The sequence below is a fragment of the Micromonospora sp. NPDC127501 genome (genome assembly GCF_040302185.1).
Lineage (GTDB): Bacteria > Actinomycetota > Actinomycetes > Mycobacteriales > Micromonosporaceae > Micromonospora.
This window is the reverse complement of sequence record NZ_JBEORJ010000011.1, coordinates 129,690-153,595: the sequence shown is the minus strand read 5'-3', so window position 1 is coordinate 153,595 and position 23,906 is coordinate 129,690. Positions and strand designations below refer to the sequence as shown.

Annotated in this window: 17 protein-coding genes; 11 read left to right on the top strand and 6 right to left on the bottom strand. The window is 72.4% G+C overall.

The genetic code is table 11. The features are described from left to right. Nucleotides 1–169: 169 nt before the first annotated feature. Together msrA and ABTW72_RS24145 are read right to left on the bottom strand one after the other, a co-directional pair. The gene (msrA, locus tag ABTW72_RS24150; RefSeq protein ID WP_350862055.1) at nucleotides 170–832 is read right to left on the bottom strand and encodes a peptide-methionine (S)-S-oxide reductase MsrA; all 663 of its coding nucleotides are present in this window, start codon (nucleotides 830–832) and stop codon (nucleotides 170–172) included. A gap of 57 nt (nucleotides 833–889) precedes the next feature. Further along, entirely contained in the window at nucleotides 890–1,330 is a 441-nt protein-coding gene (locus tag ABTW72_RS24145; RefSeq protein ID WP_350862053.1) for an HIT family protein, read from the bottom strand. A 141-nt stretch (nucleotides 1,331–1,471) separates the two neighbouring features. Here ABTW72_RS24145 and ABTW72_RS24140 point away from each other — a divergent pair, with 141 nt between their 5' ends. The 4 genes from ABTW72_RS24140 to ilvA all read left to right on the top strand — a co-directional run bounded on the left by ABTW72_RS24140 (nucleotide 1,472) and on the right by ilvA (nucleotide 6,482). Then, a complete protein-coding gene (locus ABTW72_RS24140; protein WP_350862051.1) occupies nucleotides 1,472–2,518 on the top strand; it encodes a YncE family protein in 1,047 nt (348 codons plus the stop codon). 100 nt (nucleotides 2,519–2,618) lie between these two features. Then, the gene (locus ABTW72_RS24135; RefSeq protein WP_350862049.1) at nucleotides 2,619–3,761 is read left to right on the top strand and encodes a cystathionine gamma-synthase; all 1,143 of its coding nucleotides are present in this window, start codon (nucleotides 2,619–2,621) and stop codon (nucleotides 3,759–3,761) included. A gap of 13 nt (nucleotides 3,762–3,774) precedes the next feature. Continuing rightward, nucleotides 3,775–5,184, top strand: a complete 1,410-nt coding sequence (locus ABTW72_RS24130; protein ID WP_112733108.1) for an amidase — start codon at nucleotides 3,775–3,777, stop codon at nucleotides 5,182–5,184. A gap of 77 nt (nucleotides 5,185–5,261) precedes the next feature. Then, complete coding sequence (gene ilvA / locus ABTW72_RS24125) at nucleotides 5,262–6,482, top strand: threonine ammonia-lyase (RefSeq protein WP_091397178.1); 1,221 nt, start codon at nucleotides 5,262–5,264, stop codon at nucleotides 6,480–6,482. Between the two features lie 95 nt (nucleotides 6,483–6,577). Here ilvA and greA read toward each other — a convergent pair whose 3' ends face one another. Together greA and ABTW72_RS24115 are read right to left on the bottom strand one after the other, a co-directional pair. Continuing rightward, nucleotides 6,578–7,075 carry a transcription elongation factor GreA gene (gene greA / locus ABTW72_RS24120; RefSeq protein WP_091394193.1) on the bottom strand — a complete coding sequence of 166 codons (498 nt, stop codon included), beginning with the start codon at nucleotides 7,073–7,075 and terminating at the stop codon, nucleotides 6,578–6,580. A gap of 156 nt (nucleotides 7,076–7,231) precedes the next feature. Continuing rightward, nucleotides 7,232–7,672: a DUF4307 domain-containing protein gene (locus ABTW72_RS24115; RefSeq protein WP_350862046.1), complete on the bottom strand. Its 441-nt coding sequence runs from the start codon at nucleotides 7,670–7,672 to the stop codon at nucleotides 7,232–7,234. 202 nt (nucleotides 7,673–7,874) lie between these two features. Between ABTW72_RS24115 and mca the strand changes: the two genes are divergently transcribed. From mca to purE, 6 genes are all read left to right on the top strand, one after another. Beyond that, entirely contained in the window at nucleotides 7,875–8,756 is an 882-nt protein-coding gene (mca, locus tag ABTW72_RS24110) for a mycothiol conjugate amidase Mca (protein ID WP_091394187.1), read from the top strand. Between the two features lie 48 nt (nucleotides 8,757–8,804). Then, the gene (locus tag ABTW72_RS24105; protein WP_091394183.1) at nucleotides 8,805–9,098 is read left to right on the top strand and encodes a hypothetical protein; all 294 of its coding nucleotides are present in this window, start codon (nucleotides 8,805–8,807) and stop codon (nucleotides 9,096–9,098) included. A gap of 179 nt (nucleotides 9,099–9,277) precedes the next feature. Then, on the top strand, nucleotides 9,278–11,809 hold the full coding sequence (locus tag ABTW72_RS24100) for a putative bifunctional diguanylate cyclase/phosphodiesterase (protein ID WP_350862044.1): 2,532 nt from the start codon (nucleotides 9,278–9,280) through the stop codon (nucleotides 11,807–11,809). 169 nt (nucleotides 11,810–11,978) lie between these two features. Beyond that, nucleotides 11,979–14,015: a thioredoxin domain-containing protein gene (locus tag ABTW72_RS24095; protein WP_350862042.1), complete on the top strand. Its 2,037-nt coding sequence runs from the start codon at nucleotides 11,979–11,981 to the stop codon at nucleotides 14,013–14,015. Nucleotides 14,016–14,136: 121 nt separating this feature from the next. Further along, a complete protein-coding gene (locus ABTW72_RS24090) occupies nucleotides 14,137–15,312 on the top strand; it encodes a 5-(carboxyamino)imidazole ribonucleotide synthase (RefSeq protein ID WP_350862040.1) in 1,176 nt (391 codons plus the stop codon). Nucleotides 15,313–15,344: 32 nt separating this feature from the next. Further along, nucleotides 15,345–15,836 carry a 5-(carboxyamino)imidazole ribonucleotide mutase gene (purE, locus tag ABTW72_RS24085; protein WP_350862038.1) on the top strand — a complete coding sequence of 164 codons (492 nt, stop codon included), beginning with the start codon at nucleotides 15,345–15,347 and terminating at the stop codon, nucleotides 15,834–15,836. Between the two features lie 165 nt (nucleotides 15,837–16,001). On the opposite strand, the gene ABTW72_RS24080 is transcribed toward purE, so the two are convergent. Together ABTW72_RS24080 and ABTW72_RS24075 are read right to left on the bottom strand one after the other, a co-directional pair. Continuing rightward, nucleotides 16,002–20,897, bottom strand: coding sequence for an SCO7613 C-terminal domain-containing membrane protein (locus ABTW72_RS24080; protein WP_350862036.1), 4,896 nt, complete (start codon nucleotides 20,895–20,897; stop codon nucleotides 16,002–16,004). 151 nt (nucleotides 20,898–21,048) lie between these two features. Further along, a complete protein-coding gene (locus ABTW72_RS24075; RefSeq protein ID WP_350862034.1) occupies nucleotides 21,049–22,476 on the bottom strand; it encodes a UDP-glucose dehydrogenase family protein in 1,428 nt (475 codons plus the stop codon). Nucleotides 22,477–22,726: 250 nt separating this feature from the next. On the opposite strand from ABTW72_RS24075, the gene ABTW72_RS24070 reads away from it, so the two are divergent. Beyond that, a complete protein-coding gene (locus ABTW72_RS24070; protein ID WP_350862032.1) occupies nucleotides 22,727–23,896 on the top strand; it encodes an acyl-CoA dehydrogenase family protein in 1,170 nt (389 codons plus the stop codon). The last annotated feature ends 10 nt before the right edge of the window (nucleotides 23,897–23,906 follow it).

The window sequence follows — 23,906 nt, the reverse complement described above, 5'->3', positions numbered from 1 at the left end:
CCTCACGAGTCCGATTGCTATACAAGTCTGGACCACCTCCTTTCACGTGTACGGCCACGTTATCGAGTTCTCGTCGGGCTCGGCAACGGATTTCGATCACAGGGCCGAACGGGAATGCCCGGCCACCTCGTCGGTGGCCGGGCATCACACGTGTGGTGGTAAGTCGTGGTCAGCCGCCGACTCGGGCCACGCCGACCGGGCAGCTCAGCCCGTTCGGGCCGTGGTTGCAGTACCCGTTCGGGTTCTTGGTCGGTGCCAGGTACTGCTGGTGGTAGTCCTCGGCGAAGTAGTAGCTGCCGAGCGGGGCGATCTCAGTGGTGATCTCACCCTTGCCGGCCCGCGTCACGATCGGCTGGAACGCGTCCCGGGACGACTCCGCGATGGTCCGCTGCTCGTCGGTGGTCGTGTAGATCGCCGAGCGGTACTGGGTGCCCACGTCGTTGCCCTGGCGCATGCCCTGGGTCGGGTCGTGGTTCTCCCAGAAGACCTTCAGCAGATCCTCGTAGTTGATCTTGGTGGGGTCGTACACCACCTGGACGACCTCGGCGTGCCCGGTCCGGCCGGAACACGTCTCCTCGTACGTCGGGTTCTCGGTGATGCCACCCGCGTAGCCGGCGGAGGTGGTGTAGACGCCGGGCAGCGTCCAGAACAGCCGCTCGGCACCCCAGAAGCAGCCCATGCCGAAGACCGCGACCTGGAGGCCCTCAGGGAACGGGCCCTTCAACGGGGTGCCCAGCACCTCGTGGCGGTCGGCGACCGGCATGGCGATCGGACGGCCCGGAAGGGCCTGGTCGGGCGAGACCATATCGGCGTTCATACGGCGCAAAAACACGGTGGGGATCTCCTCTCGTACCACTCCCAGCGTGTAACACCGGAGGGTCTGGCTTTCTTACCCGCGTGAGGATGAGTCAGGCTTCCCGGGGAGCGCCGCCGCGATCCGGTCCGCGTACGTCTGGGCCTCGGTGTCGTCGTCGTACCGGGTGCGTGGCCAGAAGAAGCCCCGCAAGCCGTCGCCCTTCGTTCGCGGGACCACGTGGGTGTGCAGGTGGGGCACCGATTGGGACACCTTGTTGTTCATCGCCACGAACGTCCCACCGGCGCCAAGAGCGGTCTCCACCGCCACCGCCAGCCGCTGCACCATGGCGAAGTAGTCGGGCAGCAGGTCGGCCGGCAACTCCGCCAGGGTCACCAGGTGCACCCGGGGCACCACCAGGACGTGCCCCTTGAACACCGGCCGGGTGTCCAGGAACGCCACCCCGTCCGGGGTGTCGGCCACCCGGAACGCCGGCACCTCGCCCGTCACGATCCCGCAGAACACGCAACCGCTCATCGGGCCAGGCTATGCCGGCGGCCTCGCGGGTCACGCCGCCCCCCACGCGTGAACCGACTGTGGTAATCATCTACGTGAATGAATGAGTGCGGGGCAACCCCGGCCATCGGCGTGCGCGTCGATGCTCCGAAAGGACCAAGCTTGCAGATCAGAAGAGGCATCACCCTGGCGCTGGCGGCGCTCACCGCCGGGCTGCTCACCGGCGCGACCCCGGGCCACGCCCGGGCGGCTGCCGCGCCGACCGCCACCCCGCTGCCGCTGAGCACGGTGGCCGACGTGGTGTCGGCCGGTGACCGGGTCTTCGTGAGCGGTGGCAGCTCCGCCACCGATGTCGTGGTGACCAGCGCGACGGGCACTGTGGTCGGCACGCTGTCGGGCCTGCCCGGCCCCACCGACCTGCTGCTCAGCGCCGACCGGCGGACCCTCTACGTGGCGCTGCCCACCGCCAACGCCATCGCCGCCTTCGACACCGGTTCGCTGCTCGAGTCCGCCCGGTACGACACCGGGGCGGGTGAGTGCCCGTCGTCGCTGGCGTTGACCGGGCGGTACCTGTGGTTCGGCTACGGCTGTGACCAGTGGGGCGGCAACATCGGCCGGATCGACCTGGGACGCCAGCCGGCCCGCCTCAGCACCGGCGTGGTCAGCGAGGACTTCTACTACGCTCCGCTGCTGGCCGCCGCCAGTCAGAACCGGGCGGTGCTGCTCGCCGGTCAGCCGGGGTTGAGCCCGGCGTCGGTGTACGCCTACGGCATCGGTGCCGCAGGAGCGCTGACCATGCTGCGGACCAACCAGTTCTCGGCCGTCGGCAGCAACCTGCGCGACGTCGCCCTCGACCCGACCGGCTCCACCCTCTACACGGCTGCCGGCTCCCCACCGCTGGTGCAGGCGTTCCCGTTCGCCGACATCGCCACCCCCAGCGCGACGTACCCCACCGGTCCCTACCCGCGGGCGGTCGAGTTGTCGCGTCTCGGCACCCGGATCGCCGCCGGCGCCGACGCGGCCTACGCCCCGGACGTCTTCGTGTTCGCGGCGGACGGCACCGAACAGGCCCGCTACGAGTTGGGCGATGAGCTCAGTGCCGGAGGGCTGGCCTGGGCGCCGAACGAAGCCCGGGTCTACGCGGTCACCTCGGACTGGACCGGAGCCCGTCCGGCGACCCTGCACGTCCTGCCCGTCCCGGCCGCCTGACCGGCCTGCGGAGCGCGAGGGTCGGGCCGGCCGGCCCGACCCTCGCCCGGGAGCGCGGGTTCCGTTCCAGCCCTCGGGACGGGGCACTAGCCTCACCAGAATGAGTCACGGCTTCGAGACGCTCGCCATCCACGCCGGTCAGGACCCTGAGGCCCGCACGGGCGCGGTGATCCCACCGATCTACCAGACCAGCACGTACGCCCAGGACGCCGTCGGCGCACCTCGCCTCGGCTACGAGTACAGCCGCTCCGGCAACCCGACCCGTGACGCGCTCCAGGAGTGCCTGGCGGCGCTGGAGGGCGGGCCGGTGGGGCTCGCCTTCGCCAGCGGCCTCGCGGCGGAGGACACCCTGCTGCGGGCCGTGTGCCAGCCCGGCGACCACGTGGTGATCCCGGACGACGCGTACGGCGGCACGTACCGGCTCTTCGCCCGGGTCGCCCAGCGCTGGGGCCTGGAGTTCAGCCCGGCCAAGGTCTCCGACCCGGACGCGGTCCGGGCGGCCGTGCAGCCCGGCCGCACGAAGATCGTCTGGGTGGAGACGCCGACCAACCCGCTGCTCGGCATCGCCGACATCGCCGCCCTGGCCGCCGTGGCACACGACGCGGGCGCCCTGCTGGTGGTGGACAACACCTTCGCCTCGCCGTACCTGCAGCAGCCGATCGCCTTCGGCGCGGACGTGGTGGTGCACTCCACCACCAAGTACGTCGGCGGGCACTCCGACGTGGTCGGTGGCGCGCTCGTCGTCGCCGACGCCGGGCTCGGCGAGGAGTTGCGCTACCACCAGAACGCGATGGGTGCGATCAACGGCCCGTTCGACGCCTGGCTCACCCTGCGGGGCATCAAGACCCTCGGGGTACGCATGGACCGGCACTGCGACAACGCCGAGCGGCTCGCCGCGTACCTCGACGGTCACGCCAAGGTCGCCCAGGTGCTCTATCCGGGGCTGCCCTCGCACCCCGGTCACGAGGTGGCCGCCAAGCAGATGCGCCGGTTCGGCGGCATGATCTCGTTCCGCGCCGCCGGTGGTGAGGAGCACGCCGTTGACATCTGCAACCGGGCCAAGCTCTTCGTGCTCGCCGAGTCGCTGGGTGGTGTGGAATCCCTGATCGAGCACCCGGGTCGGATGACACACGCAAGTGCTGCCGGCTCGCCGCTTGAAGTTCCCGGCGATCTCGTGCGACTGTCTGTCGGCATCGAGACGGTCGACGACCTACTCGCCGATCTGGAGCAGGCGCTGGGCTGACCGCTGGGGGAGGATGGCCGTGCAGGACATCATGGCGACCTGGGTCGGAGCGACCGCAAAGCAGATCGCCCGGGGCGTACGCCGAGGTGACGTATCGGCGACCCAGGTCGTCGCCGACCACCTCGAGTACATCTCCCGAGCCGACCGTGAGCTGGCCGCGTTCCGCGCCGTTCGTGGCGGTGAGGCGATCACCGAGGCGGAGAAGGTCGACGAGCAGGAGGACCTGGCCAACCTGCCGTTGGCCGGGGTTCCGGTGGCGGTCAAGGAGAACACCCCGGTCGCCGGCCTGCCCACCTGGAACGGGTCGGCCGCCGCCCGCACCGACGTGGCGGAGGCCGACCACGAGGTGGTGCGTCGGCTGCGCGGCGCCGGCGCGGTGATCCTCGGCGTGACCCGCATGCCCGAGCTGGGGCTGTGGGCGCTGACCGACGACGACAGTGCGGTGACCCGTAACCCGTGGGACAGCACGCGTACCCCCGGTGGGTCCTCGGGCGGTGCCGCCGCCGCGGTCGCCGCCGGCTTGGTGCCGATCGCGCACGCCAACGACGGTCTCGGCTCGATCCGGATTCCCGCGGCCTGCTGCGGACTCGTCGGGCTCAAGCCCGGCCGGGGCGTGGTCCCCTGCCAGCTCGGGGCGGACGACTGGTTCGGCCTCACCGAGCACGGCATGCTGACCAGCACCGTCGCCGACGCGGCGGTCGGCTTCTCGGTGCTCGCCGGCCGGCGTCCCGAGAAGTTGGTTCCCCCGCAGCGGCTGCGGGTGGGAGTCTCGCTGCGCTCCCCGGTGCGCGGTGTCGCACCGGACGCGCCCAACCGGGACGCGGTCGCCGCCGCCGGTCGGCTCCTCGCCGCGGCCGGGCACGACACCGTGCCGGCCGATCCGGTCTACCCGACAGCGCTCGGCCTCCAGGGCATCGCCACCTGGTTCGCCGCGGCCGCAACCGACGTCCGGGCCTCCGGCCTGGACCGGCGTGGCCTGCAACGGCGTACCCGGCGGCACGTCGCGCTCGGCGAGTGGGCGCAGCGTCGCGGCTACGTGCGGGAGGCGGACCGTGCCGCCTGGCGGCAACGGTCGGTCGACTTCTTCACCGACCACTCGGTCGACCTGCTGCTCACACCGGCGCTGGCCAGCGCGCCACCGGAGGCGGCCCGCTGGTCGGAGCGGTCCTGGCGGGCGAACATGACAGCCAACATCCGGTACGCCCCGTACGCCGCACCCTGGAACATCGCCGGCCTCCCGGCGGTCGTCGTGCCGGTCGGCCGCCGCCCGGACGGCCTGCCGGTCGCCGTGCAGCTGGTCGGTCCGCCCGGCTCGGAGCTGCTGCTGCTCGGTGTGGCCGGTCAGTTCGAGATGGCTGCCCCGTGGACGCGCCACGCCCCCGGCTACCCCCGGGTCGGCACGGAGTCGCCGGCCACCGCCTGACCGTCGACGGTGTGTGCGCTGTCGGGCACTCCGGTGTCGCCGCCGAGGGTTCCGGAGTCGGGTGGCACGATCGGGGCATGACGGAACTGGTCGGTCTCGACGACGTGCGGGCCGCACGGGAGTTGCTCGCTGGCGTCACCCGCACCACCCCGCTGGAGCCCTCCCGGCCGCTCAGCGCGGCGCTGGGCGGGCCGACGTGGCTCAAGTGCGAGAACGTGCAGCGCGCCGGCTCGTACAAGGTGCGCGGCGCGTACGTGCGGATCTCCCGGTTGTCGGCGGCGGAGCGGGAGCGCGGCGTGGTCGCGGCGAGCGCCGGCAACCACGCGCAGGGCGTGGCTCTGGCCGCCGGCCTGGTCGGCACGCACGCCACCGTCTTCATGCCGGTCAACGCGCCGCTGCCGAAGGTGGCTGCCACCAAGGGGTACGGCGCGCAGGTCGAGTTGGCCGGGAACACCGTCGACGAGTCGCTGGTCGCGGCGCACACGTACGCCGAGCGCACCGGCGCGGTGCTGATCCACCCGTTCGACCACCCCGATGTGATCGCCGGGCAGGGCACCGTGGCGCTGGAGATCCTCGAACAGTGCCCGGAGGTGAAGACGATCATCACCGGGGTGGGTGGCGGCGGTCTGATCTCGGGCATGGCGGTGGCCGCGAAGGCGTTGCGCCCGGACGTCCGGATCATCGGCGTGCAGGCGGCCGGGGCGGCGGCGTTCCCGCCCTCACTGGTGGCCGGGGAGCCGGTCCGGCTGCCCGTCTTCTCCACCATCGCCGACGGCATCGCGGTCGGCCGGCCGGGCGAGATCACCTTCAACCACGTGCGCAAGCTGGTCGACGAGATCGTCACCGTCTCCGAGGAGGACATCTCCCGGGCCCTGCTGATGCTGCTGGAGCGGGGCAAGCAGGTGGTCGAGCCGGCCGGCGCGGTCGGTGTGGCCGCGCTGCTGGCCGGTGTGGTCGAGGTGGAGACGCCGGTGGTCGCGGTGCTCTCCGGCGGCAACATCGACCCGCTGCTGATGCTGCGGGTGATCGAGCACGGGTTGGCCGCGGCGGGTCGCTACCTGCGGGTGACAGTCCGCTGTTCGGACCGGCCGGGGCAGCTCGCGTCGCTGCTCAGCCAGATCGCCGAGCACCGGGCCAACGTGGTGGACGTGGAGCACCAGCGGGCCAACCCGCACCTCAGCCTCGGCGAGGTGGAGGTGGCGCTGTCGGTGGAGACCCGCGGCGTCGAGCACTCGGACACCCTGATCAGTGCCCTACGGGCCAGCGGCTACCAGGTGGTCTTCGCGGCCGAGGCGTGACACCGGTGGGTGCCACGCCTCGGATACGCGGTGTTTCGACAGCGGGTGCCGGGGTCGGTCGAGCGGCCGGCAGCGGGTGACGCGACCGGCGGCGGTCAGCCGGAGAACGGCTCGAAGCTGACCACTGTCACCTTGATGTCGGCGCCGCTGGGCGCCGTGTAGGTGCAGGTCTGCCCGGCCCGACCGCCCAGGATCGCCTTGCCCAGCGCGGACTCGGGGCTGTAGACGGTCAGGTCGGTCGTGGCCGCGATCTCCCGGGAACCGAGCAGGAAGGTCTCGGTGTCGTTGGTGTCGTCGTCGAAGTAGATCGTCACCACCATGCCCGGCGACACCGCGTCGGCGGTCGGGGCCTCGCCGACCTTCGCGGTGCGCAGCAGCTCCTGCAGGTAGCGGATGCGACCCTCGGCCTTGCCCTGCTCCTCGCGGGCGGCGTGGTAGCCGCCGTTCTCCCGCAGGTCGCCCTCCTCGCGCCGAGCGTTGATCTCAGCTGCGATCGCCGGACGGTTGGCGATGTGCTCGTCGAGCTCGGCCTGGAGGCGGTCGTACGCGTCCTGCGACAGCCAGGTGGCGGGCGCCTCGTTGCCAGTGGACACAGGCGTTCTCCTCAGTTGTGCGTGGCTGGCTGACAGGTGAACTACCAAGTTACCAGTGCGGTACGACACAGCGTGTCGGCCATCACCGCCGGTGTCCGGATCCCACACCGTCGGTAGGTGCCCCGTCAGCCCTGTTCCTGGTGCTGTTCGAGCAGCTCAGGACGGTGGTCGGCAGCGCAGGACCTCGCCGATGAACGGCCGTGCCGTGGTGGCCAGGCGGTGCTGGGTCGTGACGTGCCGCTCCCCGGGGTCGGCGGTCACGGTGACCTGTTCCCGGCCGACCTCGGCGCCGGCACGGTCCCGGGCGCGCAGCACACAGACCGCTGATCCACCGGGCGGGACGGTCACCCGAAAGTCGACAAGCACCTGCTTGTCCGTGATGTCGGTGTAGGTGATCACCTGGGCGTCGTAGACCGGGTCGCCGTACTGGCGGTAGAGCCGGACCGAGATCACGGTCAGCGTCGCCACGAGCGCCAACAGCGCCAGCGCGGCCAGCAGCGTACGGCGGCGCTTTCCGCCCGGTGCCCGACGGCGACCGTAGCGCCCGGCCGGGAATACCGGCGCGCCTGGTGAAATTGTGGCGTGCGTCTCGGTCACCGGCGGGTATCTCCTGGCGTTGTTGTCGGCGGCATCGGCAAGAATGACAGAGCACCATCCTCCCACCCGGTCCAGCGGCAGGAATGGCAGGTCATGCCCGGCGCTGGTGGCCGGTGACAGGGTGCGGTGAGGAAGATCCCGGCAGGTCAGCCGGTCGAGCCCGGTCGGGTCCACCGTCCGGCACAGACGAGGAGCGCCGAAGTTGGCAGAGCAACTGCGTCTCATGGCCGTGCACGCGCACCCGGACGACGAGTCGAGCAAGGGCGCGGCGACGACGGCGAAATATGTCGCTCAGGGGGTGGACGTCCTGGTCGTGACGTGCACCGGTGGCGAGCGCGGGAGCGTGCTCAACCCCAAGCTCGACCGACCCGACGTGTGGGCCAACATCGGCGAGATCCGGCGTGCCGAGATGGACGCCGCGCGGGCCATCCTCGGCGTCGACCAGGCCTGGCTGGGCTTCGTCGACTCGGGTCTGCCCGAGGGCGATCCACTGCCGCCGTTGCCAGAGGGCTGTTTCGCCCTCCAGGACGTCGAGGTCGCCGCGGGCCCGCTGGTGCGGCTGATGCGCGAGTTCCGTCCGCACGTGGTGACCACGTACGACGAGGAGGGTGGCTACCCCCACCCGGACCACATCATGTGCCACAAGGTGAGCGTGGCCGCGTTCGAGGCCGCTGGTGACCCGGAGCGCTACCCCGAGCTGGGCGCGCCCTGGCAGCCGCTGAAGCTCTACTACGACATCGGCTTCTCCAAGGGCAAGATCATGGCCTTGCACGAGGGCATGCTGGCCGCCGGTCTGGAGTCGCCCTACGAGGAGTGGCTCAAGCGGTGGGAGGATCGCCCCGACAAGGGCCCACGGATCACCACCCGGGTCGAGTGCGCCGAATACTTCCCGGTCCGCGATGACGCGCTGCGCGCCCACGCCACCCAGGTCGACCCGGACGGCTTCTGGTTCCACGTGCCGATGGAGCTCCAGCAGCGCGCCTGGCCGACCGAGGATTACGAGCTGGCCCGCTCGATGGTCGACAGCCCGCTGCCCGAGTCCGATCTCTTCGCCGGGGTGCGGGAGACGGCGCACGCGCGCTGATTCCCGGCGGGGCTACCCTGGTTACCAACCGCACATCGGAGGAACGCCATGCTGACCGCTGCCCAGGTGCTCGCGGAGAACAACTTCGGGGACACCCGCACGGGTGGTCTGGCCGGGCCGATGGGCCTGTTCCTCATCCTGCTGCTGGCCACCGCGACCATCCTGCTGATCCGCAACATGAACGCTCGGCTGCGCCGTCTGCCCGACCGTTTCCCCCAGCAGTCCGGGCCGACCGATCCGACCAGGGCCGATGCGGCAGTCGTCGATCCGACAGACGGGACCGGGGGGCGTGATTCATCCACGCCCGCTCCCAACGGGCACCAGCAGCACCTGAACGGGTAGTCCGCGCGTGAATCACGCTGAACCGGGTGGTCGCCCCCTGTTGCGGCCACCCGGTTTGGCTTAGCCTTCCGCCGGGGGGACCAAAAGTCTCCGAGCCGTGTGCGGGAGGGGGCGCCGATGACCAGCACAGCACCGGCCGCCCACCGCGACGTCGGTCGGTCGGCTGACGGGGGAGGTCGATGACCTCCGGTCCGGCCGACGACCCGTTCGATCGGCTCGGGGTGCGTGGCACACCGGGCCGGCTGCTCGTGCTCACCGCCGCCGTCACGCTGACCGCCCTGGCCGCCGCCGCGGTCGGGTTGACCCTCCCGGTCCGGCTGCCGGCCGACGACCCCCTCGGCGGTCCGGCCCGCTTCGGCATCGCCGTCGCCGTCCTGGCCCTCGCCCAGCTCGCCCGGCTGCGATTCCGCTCGGCCGCGGGCATGGTCAGCATCACCTGGGGCGAGGCAGCCCTGATCGTCTGCCTCTACCTGACTCCAGCCGGCTGGCTCCCGTCCGCCACGCTGCTCGGCACCGGGCTGGCCTGGACGTTGCTGTCACTGCACAACGACCGCCGTCCGGCCCTGGAGATCGTCCGGATCGCCGCGTCGCTGGCCGCCGCGTCGGCACTGGCCGTCTCCGTGACCACCGCGCTCGGGCGGCCGCTGCTCTCGCCACCCACCCCGATCCTGGCCCTGGCCGTGATCGCCGGTTCGGTGACGTACCTCCTGGTGACCGCCTGGCTCGGCGGAGTGACGCTGGGCCTGCGGCACGGGCTGCCGATCGGGCCGCCGCTGCTGGCCGCGCTGCGCGGCAAGCTGCTGATGTTCGTCGGCAACGTGGCGGTCGGCCTGGTGGTGGTCGCCCTGCTGGAACTCGACCCGCGCTGGTTGCTGTTGCTGCCGCCGCTGCTGTGGCTGCTGCAGCAGACCTACCGTTACCGGCTGCGCTCCGATCAGGAGCGCCGCACCTGGCGTGCCTTCGCCGAGGCCACCGCGGCCCTCAACCAGCTCGACGAGCGGGGCGTGGCCAGCGCGGCGGTCACCGGGGCGCTGACGCTGTTCAACGCCGAGCTGGTGGACGTCGACGTGGCCCGGGTTGACGGCCGGTGGCACCGCTACCGGGGCGACGCCAGCGGTCAGCTGGTCGACCGAGAGACCAGCTCACCGGACCAGTCGGAGCTGGACGAGCACGAGCTGAGCCGGGCGCTGTCGGTCGGCGCCACGCCGGTCGGTCGGCTGCGGGTGCGGTTCCCCCGCTCGGCCCCGCCCACGGCCCGCGAACGTGACGCGGTGGCCGCGTTCGGCGACGCCCTCGCCGCCGCGCTGCACGACGCCGCGACCCACCGCGAGCTGCGGCTGGTGACCGCCCGTTCGTCGTACGAGGCGGTGCACGACCCGCTCACCGGGCTCGCCAACCGGGCGGCGATGCTGAGCAAGGGCGACCAGTCGCTGCGACAGCTCAGCCACGACCATCCGGTGGCGCTGCTGCTGCTGGACATCAACCAGTTCAAGGAAGTCAACGACACCCTGGGCCACGCGGCGGGTGACCAGCTGCTGCGACTGACCGCGAACCGACTCAACGCGCTGGTCCGCGCCGGTGACCTGCTCGGTCGACTCGGTGGCGACGAGTTCGCCCTGCTGCTCACGGCGGTGCCGGTGCTCGGCGACCGGACCGCCCCGATGGCCCACGCGTTGCGTCAGGCCCGCGAGATCGCCGAACGGCTGGCCGCACCGACCGAGGTGGCCGGCGTACGGATGTCCATCGAGGTCTCGGTCGGGGTGGTGGTGGCCGCCGCCGGCACCGCGGACCTGACCGAGCTGCTGCGGCGGGCCGACATCGCGATGTACCAGGCCAAGGAGGGCGGCGGCAACGTCGCCGCGTACGACGGGGCGCGCGACGCGGCCAGCACCGACCAGCTCGCCCTGCTGGCCGAGCTGCGTGAGGCGTTGAAGGTCGACGATCAGCTGGTGCTGGCGTTGCAGCCGGCGGTGGACCTGGCCACGGGTGCGCCCACCGGGGTGGAGGCGCTGATCCGTTGGCAGCACCCCCGGCGTGGGTGGCTGAACCCGGCCGACTTCATCAGGCCGGTGGAAAACAGCGAGCAGCTCGGCACCTTCACCCGCTACGTGCTGAACAAGGCGCTCAGCGTGGCCGCCAATTGGGCCCGTGAGGGGTTGGACGTCCCGATCTCGGTCAACCTCTCGGCGCGCAGCCTGCTCGACCCCCGGTTGCCGGCGGAGATCGCCGAGGCGTTGCGCCGCCACCAGGTGCCGCCGCACCGGCTCGTCCTGGAGATCACCGAGACGGTGGTGATGAGCGAGCTGGAGGTCATCGACGAGGTGCTGGCGACGCTCCGGTCGATGGGCGTGCAACTCGCGGTCGACGACTTCGGCACCGGCTTCTCGTCGCTGACCTTCCTCACCCGGATCGCTGTGGACGAGTTGAAGGTGGACCGTTCCTTCGTCATCCGGATGGCCGACTCGCCGGAGGCCGCCGCGATCGTCCGGACGACCGTCGGCCTCGCTCACGAGTTGGGGCTGCGGGTGGTCGCCGAAGGGGTGGAGACCGCCGAGCAGCGGATGGCCCTGGCCGAGCTGGGTTGCACCTCCGCGCAGGGCTACCACTTCTTCAAGCCGATGCCGGCGGACAAGATCGGCGCGGTGCTGGGGTCGCTGCGCGACTCGGCGGAGTCGAACGTGTTCCGGCTCCGCGCCGACGGCGCCTCCTGAGCAGCCTGCGGCCCGTCCTGAACGGCCGCCGGCGCCTTCTGCCCAGTCGGTGTGACCTCGGCTGATCGCTCTCCGGCGAGGCGGACGACCGCGCCCGGTGGGGCGGCGGGCAGTGGACCGTCCGGGTGGAGCCCGCGCGGTCCGCGCCGGGGCTGGCTATGGTCGTCAGGTGAACCGACTCGCCGACGCCACCAGTCCGTACCTGCTCCAGCACGCCGACAACCCGGTCGACTGGTGGCCGTGGTCGGACGAGGCGTTCGCCGAGGCGAAGCGGCGGGACGTTCCGGTGCTCATCTCGGTGGGCTACGCGGCCTGCCACTGGTGCCACGTCATGGCACACGAGTCGTTCGAGAACGAGCAGGTCGGCGCCCTGATGAACGACAACTTCGTGTCGATCAAGGTGGATCGTGAGGAACGTCCGGACGTGGACGCGATCTACATGACCGCCACCCAGGCGATGACCGGCCAGGGCGGTTGGCCGATGACCGTCTTCGCCACCCCGGACGGCACCCCGTTCTTCTGCGGCACCTACTTCCCGCGACCCAACTTCGTCCAGTTGCTCCAGTCGGTCGCCACCGCCTGGCGGGAGCAGCGCGAGGCGGTGCTGGGCCAGGGCGCCGCCGTGGTCGAGGCGATCGGCGGCGCGCAGGCCGTGGGCGGCCCCACCGCGCCGCTGGACGCCCCGCTGCTCGACGCGGCGGCCGCAAGGCTGGCCAGCGAGTACGACGCCACGAACGGCGGTTTCGGTGGCGCCCCGAAGTTTCCGCCGCACATGAACCTGCTCTTCCTGCTGCGCCACCACCAGCGCACCGGCGACCCGGGCAGCCTGGAGATCACCCGGCACACCGCCGAGGCGATGGCCCGAGGCGGCATCTACGACCAGCTCGCGGGCGGCTTCGCCCGCTATTCGGTGGACGCGCACTGGACGGTGCCGCACTTCGAGAAGATGCTCTACGACAACGCGCTGCTGCTGCGGGTCTACACCCAGCTGTGGCGACTCACCGGTGACCCGCTGGCCCGCCGGGTGGCCCGGGACACCGCCCGGTTCCTCGCCGACGAGCTGCACCGGCCTGGGCAGGGGTTCGCGTCCGCACTGGACGCCGACACCGAGGGCGTCGAGGGGCTCACCTACGCCTGGACGCCCACCCAACTCGTGGAGGCGTTGGGCGAGGAGGACGGCCGGTTCGCCGCCGACCTGTTCACCGTCACGGACGAGGGCACCTTTGAGCACGGCATGAGCGTGCTCAAGCTCGCCCGGGACGTGGACGATGCCGCGCCCGAGGTGCGTGCCCGCTGGCAGCAGGTGGTCGGACGGCTGCTCGCCGCCCGGGACACCCGCCCTCAGCCGGCCCTCGACGACAAGGTGGTGGCCGCCTGGAACGGTCTGGCGATCACCGCCATCGCCGAGTTCCAGCAGGTCGCCGCCGTGTACGCGTCCCCGCAGGACGAGGACGCCAACCTGATGGACGGCGTCACCATCGTCGCCGACGGGGCGATGCACCAGGCCGCCGAGCACCTGGCAACCGTGCACCTGGTGGACGGCCGGCTGCGCCGGGTCTCCCGAAACGGCAAGGTCGGTGAGCCGGCCGGTGTCCTGGAGGACTACGGCTGTGTGGCCGAGGCCTTCTGCGCGCTGCACCACCTCACCGGCGAGGGCCGCTGGCTCACCCTGGCCGGCGAGTTGCTGGACACCGCCCTGGCGCACTTCGCCGCGCCCGGTGGCGCCTTCTACGACACCGCCGACGACGCGGAGCAGCTCGTCGCCCGCCCGGCCGACCCGACCGACAACGCCACCCCGTCCGGCCGGTCGGCGTTGATCGCCGGGCTGGTGGCGTACTCGGCGCTGACCGGGGAGACGCGCTACCGGGAGGCCGCCGAGGCGGCCCTCGGCACAGTCGCGCCGATCGTCGGCAAGCACCCCCGGTTCACCGGGTACGCGGCCATGGTCGGCGAGGCGTTGCTCTCCGGTCCGTACGAGATCGCCGTGGTCACCGACGACCCGTCCGGCGACCCTCTGGTGGCCGCCGCCCGCCGGCACGCACCGCCCGGAGCTGTGGTCGTCGCCGGGCGTCCGGACCAGCCGGGTGTGCCGCTGCTCGCCGACCGTCCGCTGGTCGAGGGGCGGTCCGCCGCGTACGTCTGCCGGGGTTTCGTCTGCCAGCGGCCGGTCACCTCGGTCGAGGACCTGGTCGCCGAGCTGAGCTGAGCGCACGGCCACGCCCGGTAGTCACCCGCGTCGCCCGCCGGCTGGTTCCGCCAGCGCTTCCCAGGCCGGTCGCCAGCCCTCCGGCGGGGCGCGTCGGCGTCCCGGATAGGCTGGCCGCGCTATGGATTCCCGTACCGGTCTGCCAGTTGTCGGCATGGTGGGTGGCGGCCAGTTGGCCCGGATGACCCACCAGGCCGCGATCGCCCTCGGCCAGTCACTGCGTGTGCTCGCGACCGCCCCCGACGACGGCGCGGCGCTGGTCGCCGCCGACGTCCAGTACGGCGACCACACCGACCTGGCCGCCCTGCGCACCTTCGCCAAGGGCTGCGACGTCGTCACCTTCGACCACGAGCACGTACCCTCCGAGCACATCCGCACGTTGGCGGCCGAAGGGGTGCCCCTCTACCCGCCGGCTGACGCGCTGCTGCACGCCCAGGACAAGCAGGTCATGCGGGAACGTCTGACCGAGCTGGGTGCGCCCAACCCGGCCTGGCGGCCGGTCGGGGAGCCCGCCGACCTCGTCGGCTTCGGCGAGCAGATCGGCTGGCCGGTGGTGCTCAAGGCGGCCCGTGGTGGGTACGACGGCCGGGGCGTCTGGATGGTCGACGACGCCGCCCAGGCCACCGAGTTGGCGACCACGCTGCTCGCCGGCGGCACCCGGCTGATCGTCGAGGAGCGGGTGCCGCTGCGGCGGGAGTTGGCCGTGCAGGTGGCCCGTTCGCCGTTCGGTCAGGTGGCTGCGTACCCGGTGGTCGAGACCGTGCAGCGCGACGGCATCAACGTGGAGGTGCTGGCCCCGGCGCCCGGCCTGGACGAGGAGTTGGCGGTCGCTGCTCAGCAGCTCGCCATCGACCTGGCCACCGCGCTCGGTGTGATCGGCCTGCTGGCCGTGGAGTTGTTCGAGGTGCGCGACGACGCCGGCCGGCCCGCGATCGTGGTCAACGAGCTGGCGATGCGTCCGCACAACTCCGGGCACTGGACCATTGAGGGTGCCCGGACCTCGCAGTTCGAACAGCACCTGCGGGCCGTGCTGGACTACCCGATGGGTGACACCGCGCTGACCGCCCCGGTGGTGGTGTCGGCGAACGTGCTCGGCGGTGAGCCGGGCGGGATGTCGATCGACGAGCGGTTGCACCACCTCTTCGCCGCCGAGCCGGGTGCCAAGGTGCACCTGTACGGCAAGCAGGTGCGACCTGGCCGCAAGATCGGGCACGTCACGGTGCTCGGTGACGACCTTGACGACCTGCGGGCGCGGGCCGCGCGGGCCGCGCGTTGGCTGCGCGAGGGCCACGAGTGAGTCACGGTTTCGGGAACGAGGAGAGGGCCGCAGTGAGCACGGTTGGCTTGATCATGGGCAGCGACTCGGACTGGCCGACCATGCGGGCCGCGGCCGAGGTGTTGGACGACTTCGGCGTGGCGTACGAGGTCCGGGTGATCTCGGCGCACCGGACTCCGGTCGCGATGATCGAGTACGGGCGCGACGCCGCCAACCGGGGCCTCAAGGTGATCATCGCGGGGGCCGGGGGTGCCGCCGCACTGCCGGGCATGGTCGCCTCGGTGACGCCGCTGCCGGTGATCGGTGTGCCGGTGCCGCTGAAGCACCTCGACGGCATGGACTCGCTGCTGTCCATCGTGCAGATGCCGGCCGGGATCCCGGTCGCCACCGTGTCGATCGGCAACGCCCGCAACGCCGGTCTGCTCGCCGTACGGATCCTCGGTGCCGCCGACGAGAGCCTGCGCGCCAAGATGACGACCTACCAGCAGGACCTGGAAGAGCTGGTTGCAACAAAGGAAGCCGCCCTCCAGGCCACCCTGCGCTAACCCCACTCACCCGCCCCCGCCCTACCCCACCCGCGATCTTGCACTTCCGGTCGTTGCTTCGCGGCTTTTACCCCTTATGCCGCGACAGAAAGTGCAAGATCGCGCGAGGCCAGGCCCCGGCCCACTCACCGCGCGCACTCACGCACCCCGCCGTGACCCTCCGACTCATCTCATGCCGCGCAGGGCGGTCTGTAGGCGTTCCTGGGCGCGACGGCGGCGTTCGTTGCTCGCGCCGAGCACCAGCAGCAGGATGCCCACCGGGATCAGCGCCAGCCACGGGCCGAGGCTGAACAGGGCGTGGATCGCGGTGATCGCGGTGACCGACGCGCCGACGATCACCGGGGCCTGCTGCCGGCTGGACGAGCCGAAGATGAGCACCGCGACCGCGCCGAGCAGCAGCAGCATCTGCCGCAGCGTGCTGGACTCGGTGGCCAGCACGATCGCCAGCGTCGGCACGAAGGCCGCGACCAGCGCCGGCCCGTACGCCACCCAACTGCTCATGTCGGGTCGGTGGCGCAGTTCCAGGACTCCGACGAGGAGGGCCAACACGGCGAACGGCAGCGTGTACGCCTCGGGCAACGCCACGTCGGCCACTCGCATCAGGATCCACCACGCGGTGATCTCACACACCACCACCGCCCAGAACAGGATCCTTCGTTCCACCGGCCGGCGACCCGGTCGGGTCGCCGCCACCCCGAGGACAGCACCCCAGGCGGCCAGCAGAGCGGCGATGTGGCGGGGCGAGTCGAAGGCGAGAGCCAGCGCGATCAGCGCGGCAGCGTACCCGCTCCACTCCACCGTGGATGCCTCCCGCTGCGCCTCGGGGCGGCGCAGCCGGGGCAGGGTCGCGGCGAGCACCTGTAGGACCGCGCCGACGGCGAGCACCCCGAACGCGGACCAGACCGCCGCCAGCCCGGCGACCAGGCCGGCGGTGAGGACGAAGAGCTGCGCCATGAGTGAGGCGAAGAGCCAGCCGAGGATGCGCGCCCGCTGGGTGGTGCCGAACAGCGCCGCCACCGCGCCCACCCCGACCGCGCTGCCCAGGGTGAACAGGGTCATCTGCCGGTCGGCCAGGCTGCCGGCGAGCCCGGCGCTGCCACCGGCCAGACCGATGGCGAACACCAGCACCCGGGCCAGCCGCAGTGAGCGGGCCCGCTCGACCAGCGGCGGCGGTGGGGTCAGTGCGAGACCGAGCATCGCGATGGTGAAGACGGAGAGCGCGGCGACGGTGCTGGCGGGCCAGCCCCGGCCCAGCGCGATGGGTGCGATCAGCAGCGTGACGGCCGCCCCGGGCAGTACCACCGGCACGGCCCGGGACCGTCGCCCACCGCTGAACCCGGTGGCGGCCAGCGCGGCGGTCGCGGTGAGCAGCAACGCCGTCAGGACGTGGGTCGGGTTGACCACGTCCGACGGTGGGGTGAGCAACTCCGGTGGCGGACCCTGCCAGATCCGGGTCAGTGTGCGGTGCGGCTCGACCAGGGCGGTGACCAGCGCGGGTGCGATCGAGGCGAGCGCCAGGGCGGTCGGCAGCGCCGCCGCGGCCAACGAGCCCGCTGCCGGGTTGACCCGCCACCGTCGTCGCTCCGGGTCGTCCGGCAGCCGCCGGAGGGCGCCGTCGAGTCGTACCGCCCAGCGCCGGACCGGCTGGGCCGCGCCGGTGGGCGGCACGGTGGCCGCGCGGATCAGCTCGGCCAGTACGCCGAGCAGGGCGGCGGCGGCCGCGTAGACGCCGGCGGCGAGGCCGGTGGGGATGGCGGCGAGGGCGCTGATGGTGGCCCCGCCGACCACCGCCACGCTGACCCAGGGCAGATATTGCGGCACCAGCCGGCGGACCGCGGCCACCGCGGCCAGGCCGAGGCTGGTCGCGGCAAGCGCGGCGGTCAGCACCACCTGCGCCGAGTGTTCGAACTCGGCGGACAGTGCCGCCACCGCACCGGGGAGGGCCAGCAGGGCGGCACCGATCGCCGCGCCGCCGATCTGCGCCAGGTGCGGCGGCATCCCCTCGGTTTCGATGTCGGCGACCTGTGGACCGGCGAGGACGCGGGCCAGCGTGGCCACCACCACGCCGATCAGCGCGATGCTGCCCAGCGCCAGGGCCGTGGTCCACGGGCGGACCAGTCCGGCTCCGGCGGCGTGCAGCGCGACGACCCCGGCCACGGTGGCCCGGGACAGCCCGGCGCGTGCCTCCTCCGTGGCCACCGCTGCCATGCCGAACACGGTGGCGACCATTCCGCCGACCAGGACCGGTGACCACCAGGCCAGATCGAATGCGGCCGGCGCGCCGATCGTGGCGAGCACCACCGCCACGCCGGACACGTCCCAGCGCCACGGCGGCGGGAGCAGGATGCCGGCGGCGAGGGCCAGCAGCGCCAGCGCGACCGGCGCCTGCCAGGTGGCACCGCCGACGGGGGCGGCCGGCCAGTCGCTCAGATCGCCCCTCCAGATCGGGCCGGGGGTGGCCAGCACGCCGACCCCACCGCGGATCGCCGACCAGCCGGCGAGGACGCCGATCAGGGCACCGCCGACGGTGAGACCCAGGATCGGACCGCGTCGCCACTCCTCCGGCATGCTGCGGGCGCCCACGGCGACCACCAGGAGCAGGGCGGCGGCCACCGCCAGCTGCCCACCCGGGGCGAGCACCGCCCCGATCCGTACCAGGGTGGCGATCAGGGCGGTGGTGACCGCCGCGGCGGCCAGGTCCGAGCCGTCGAGGGTGAGATCGGCTCGACGGCCGGCGTCGATGGAGGGGGCCAGGAAGAGCAGCACCGCCGCGACCAGCAGGAGCGCGCCCACCCAGGCGTCGGCGACGGTCGCGCCGGGCGCCCCGAACGCGGCGGCGGTGACCATCAGCGCGCCCAACCCGGTGCCGACCGACAGCGGCGCGGGGATGTGGCGCTGGGAGACCTGCACGACGGCGGCGTAGCCCAGGGTCACGCAGACCGCCAGGAAGCTGGCCGCCAGGATCGGGACGGTCACCTCGCGGAGGCTCGCCGGGGTGGGGGTCGGGTCGCTCGGCATGGTCGCGGCCACGAAGGCCGCCACCGCCCCGGGCAGCGCGAACGCGGCGCCACCGGCGGCCCAGGCGGTGACCGTGTCGGAGGCGGCCGAGGCGATCCGGACCCGGGGCGCCAGCGTGACCAGGGTGCCGGCCACGAACAGGGTGATCAGGACCGCAGCGGTGAGGGTGGGGCTGGCCAGGCTGGCGCCCGCGCCGAACAGGCCGACCACGGCCGCCCCGATGGCGTGGGCCACCGCGGCTCGGTCGGTGCGGGCGGACAGCCCGATGACCCCGATGCCGATCGCGGTGATCACCATTGGCCAGGGTGCCGCCGCCCAGCCGAGACCGAACGAGGCCGGGACGGCGAGCGCGGTCAACGCAGCGCCGGCGACCGCGAACTCTCGGCGGATCTCGGTCGGCAGGGCCAGCACCGCCGCGATGGTGAGCAGGAACGCGGCACCCGCGAGCTGCCAGGTGGTCGGCCCGACGGCGGCGGCCAACTCGCCCGGGTACCGGCTGAGGTCGGGGTTCCAGGCGGGCAGTGCCGCCCGGACCGGTGCCACCCCGGCGCGTAGCGCGCCGCCGGCGACCACCAGCCCACTGACGGTCAGCGCCACCGCGGAGGCCAGCTGTGGGCCACGTCGGGCCGCCTCCGGGACCGCGCGCACCGCCAGCCCGGTCACCGTGATGACCGCCGCGATCAGCAGCAGCGCCCGGCCGGGGAGTGCCACCGAGGCGATTCGGCTGAGCGAGCCGATCACCGCCAGGGTGACGATGCCGGCCGCGACGTCCGGCAGCGGCGGGCGACGCAGCACCAACGCGCCGGCCAGCCCGATCATGGCGGCGAGCAGCAGCACCACCCCGGCGCCGGTCGCGGTCGGCACGGTCTGCGCCCGCAGCAGGGCGGTGACCGCGTACGCCAGCGAGACGGCGACCGCCAGTGCGTGCAGCAACCAGGTCAGCTCACGCAGGCCCGGCACCGGCCGGGTCGGCCGCGGTTCGGTGGCACCGCCGGTGGCGTCGATCAGCTCGGCGGCCTCCTCCGGGTCGCCCTCCGGCCGGCTCTCCGCGTCGCGTCGGCGCGGCGCGGACGGCGTGCCCGGCGAGGGCAGGTCCTGCCGGACGGGGCGTTCGACGGTCACGCCGGAGCGGGCCAGGCCGAGGTTGACGAGGGCGACCAGCGCCAGCACCAGCGCCCAGCCGCCCGGGCCGGTGATCTGGTCGTACGCCAGCAGGGGCAGAACCGGCTGCGCGGCGAGCACGGTGGCGAAACGGGGCGCGCGCAGACCGGTCCAACCGGCGTACCCGAATGCGACGGCGGCGGTGACCGCGAAGATCACCCCGGCGAAGACCGTGCCGGAGCCGCCACCGGTGCCGATCCGGTCCACCGCCCAGAGGGCGTTGCCGGCGAGCGGCACCAGCAGCAGGCCGACCGCGGCAATGGTCTCGGCGGTCGAGGTGAGCCCGCGCCGGGCCAGCGCCGGTGGGGCGAGCAGCATCAGCACGGTGGCCAGGAGCAGGATGCCGAGCCGGGCCAGCGCGTCCATCGAGCTGGTGGCCACCGCGGCGAAGACCACCGCGGCGACGCCGAGCAGCAGCGCGCCCAGCCCGAGGGGGATGTTCTGCACCTCGCGCGAGGACGCCTCCGGCGGGTGCTCCGGGTCGTCCACGTCCAGCCAGGCGGCTCGGGGCGGGGGCGGCGGCGGATCCTCCGGGGCGGACGGAGTGCCCTGGCGGGGCACCCGGGGCGGCGCTCCCATGGTGGCCGTCGGTGGCCGCCGGCCGGGGCGCCGACGCAGCACCCGGCGCGGCCGGGTGGCCTGCTTGATCCGCTCCTCGCCGGCGTGGGCGAGGATGTCCCGCTGGAAGAGCGCGGCCTGCATCTTGGCGGCGATCTGCCGCTGCTCGCGGGCGATGGCGGCGTCGCGCGCCTTCATCTCCGCGATCGAACGCTCAATGTCGGCCAGGTGCTCGACCCACTGTGGTTGATCTGCCCCACAGTGCGGGCATCGGACGGCCGGCTTGATCTCCCGGCCGCACGAGGAGCATTGAAAGGTCGCCACGACACCCCTCCACCCGCACTGTGGACTCCCACTGTCGCAGCATGCCCAAAGCTGGCGCGGATTTCGACTCTTGTCGGCGGGTCCGGGGCAAACAACGACACCGGCCGGCCATCGAGATGCTCGATGGCCGGCCGGTGGTGCGTCGGTCGGGTCAGGGGCGACCCATGCCCCGGTACTCCCAGCCCGCCTGGGCCCACAGTGCCGGGTCGAGGCAGTTGCGGCCGTCGACGACCTTGCGACCCTTGACCAACTCGCCGAGGGCGACCGGGTCAGCGTTGCGGAAGTCGGCCCACTCGGTGAGGACGCAGACCAGGTCGGCCTCGTTGACCGCCTCGTTGATGCTGTTCTCGTAGGTCAACTCGGGAACCGCGCGGCGGGCGTTCTCGGTGCCCTGCGGGTCGTACACGTGCACGTCGGCGCCGGCCTTGTGCAGCAGTGCGGCGACGGCGAGCGCCGGGGCGTCGCGGACGTCGTCGGTGTTGGGCTTGAAGGTGGCACCGAGCACGGCGATCCGGGTGCCGGAGAAGTCCGGGCCGGCCGGGCCGGAGCGGCGGCCGAGCAGGTCCGCGGCGAGCTGGAGCACCCGGGTACGCCGGCGCAGGTTGATCAGATCGACCTCGTGGAGGAAGCGCAGCGCCTCGCCGGCGCCCAGCTCCTGGGCGCGGGCCTGGAAGGCCCGGATGTCCTTGGGCAGGCAGGCGCCGCCGAAGCCGAGGCCGGCCTGGAGGAACCGGTTGCCGATCCGTGGGTCGTAGCCGATCGCGCGGGCCAACTGGGTGACGTCGCCACCGGAGGCCTCGCAGACCTCGGCCATCGCGTTGATGAAGGAGATCTTGGTGGCCAGGAAGGCGTTCGCGGCGACCTTGACCAGCTCGGCGGTGGAGAAGTCGGTGACCACCAGGGGCACCTCGCGGTCCTCCGTGGCGGCCAGGTCGAACACGCCCTTGTGCGCGGCGTAGAGCATGCCGTTGGCCCACTCGCTCTTGACGCCGACCACGATCCGGTTGGGCCGCAGGACGTCGTCGACGGCGAAGCCCTCCTGGAGGAACTCGGGGCTCCACGCCACCTCGACGTCCAGGTCGTTCGGGGTGTGCTTGCCGACGAGCTGCTCGACCCACTCGGCGGTGCCGACCGGCACGGTGGACTTGCCGACGATCAACGCCTTGCGGGTCAGGTGCTGCGCGAGGCTGGTGACCGACGCCTCGACGTACGACAGGTCGGCGCCCATGCCGTCGGCCCGCTGCGGGGTGCCGACGCAGATGAAGTGCACGTCACCGAACTCGGCGGTCTCGGCGATGTCGGTGCTGAACCGGAGGCGGCCGGCGGCGAGGTTGCGCCGGAGCAGCTCGTCCAGGCCGGGCTCGTGGATCGGCACCTGACCGGCGTTCAGCATCGCGATCTTGTCGGCGTCGACGTCGAACCCGAGAACCTCGTAGCCCAGTTCGGCGTAGCAGATGGCGTACGTCGCACCGAGGTAACCAGTCCCTAGGAACGTCACCCGCGGCCGGGGTGCGCCCGAGGGCGGGGTCACCGCGGCGATGGCGGGGGTCGGCTGGATGGTGGGGTAGGGGATCGTCACGCCTGTCTTCTCCGCTCGCGCTGGCGCCGCGTCGTCGCGTCGCATTCTGCTGCGGCGCCTGGGCGGGGCACCGGAGGGTGGCTCACTGTCTCAATCTCCATCATCGCTGAGCGCGTTAGGTGCACCGTCCTGCCCGTACCTACGCGCCGGTAACATCACCTGAACTGCAGTCGCTAGTCTTCAGTCTGCGCGGTCGGCGGTCAGGAGTCGTCACAGACTGCGCATGATAGTGGTGAAGGGGAGGGCCGAGATGGCCGCAGGGGAGTCGTTCGACGTCTACCGGTTGCCCGAGGAGCACCAGGCGATCCGGGAAGCCGTGCGGGAGGTCTGCGCCGCGAAGGTGGCTCCGCACGCCGCGGAGGCCGACGAGACGGGGGAGTTCCCCAAGGCGTCCTACGACGCACTGCGAGCGGCCGACTTCCACGCACCGCACATTCCGGAGGAGTACGGCGGCGCGGGCGCGGACGCGCTGGCCACCGCCATCGTGATCGAGGAGGTGGCCCGCGCCTGCGCGTCCTCCTCGCTGATCCCGGCGGTGAACAAGCTCGGCACCATGCCGTTGTTGTTGTCCGGTTCCGCCGATCTCAAGACTCGTTACCTGACGCCGGTCGCGGCCGGTGACGCGATGTTCTCGTACTGCCTCTCCGAACCGGAGGCGGGCAGCGACGCGGCGTCCATGACCACCAGGGCGGTACGTGACGGGGATCACTGGGTGCTCAACGGTGTGAAGCGCTGGATCACCAACGCCGGCGTGTCCGAGTTCTACACCGTCTTCGCCGTCACCGACCCGTCCGCCCGGTCCCGGGGCATCTCGGCCTTCGTGGTCGAGAAGTCCGATCCCGGGGTGAGCTTCGGCGCACCGGAGAAGAAGCTCGGCATCAAGGGCTCGCCCACCCGCGAGGTCTACCTCGACAACGTGCGGATCCCGGCCGACCGGATGATCGGCGCGGAGGGCACCGGCTTCGCGACCGCGATGAAGACCCTGGACCACACCCGGGTCACCATCGCCGCGCAGGCCGTCGGGATCGCGCAGGGCGCGCTCGACTACGCGAAGGGGTACGTGGCCGAGCGTCGCCAGTTCGGCAAGGCGGTCGCCGAGTTCCAGGGGATCCAGTTCATGCTGGCCGACATGGGCATGAAGCTGGAGGCGGCCCGGCAGCTCACGTACGCGGCTGCCGGCAAGTCGGAGCGTGGCGACGCCGATCTCACCTACTTCGGCGCGGCGGCGAAGTGCTTCGCCTCCGACGCCGCCATGGAGATCACCACCGACGCGGTGCAGTTGCTCGGTGGTTACGGCTACACGCGGGACTACCCGGTCGAGCGGATGATGCGCGACGCCAAGATCACTCAGATCTACGAGGGCACCAACCAGGTCCAGCGGATCGTCATGGCGCGGCAGCTGCTGGCCGGCGTCGTCTAGGTCGGATTCC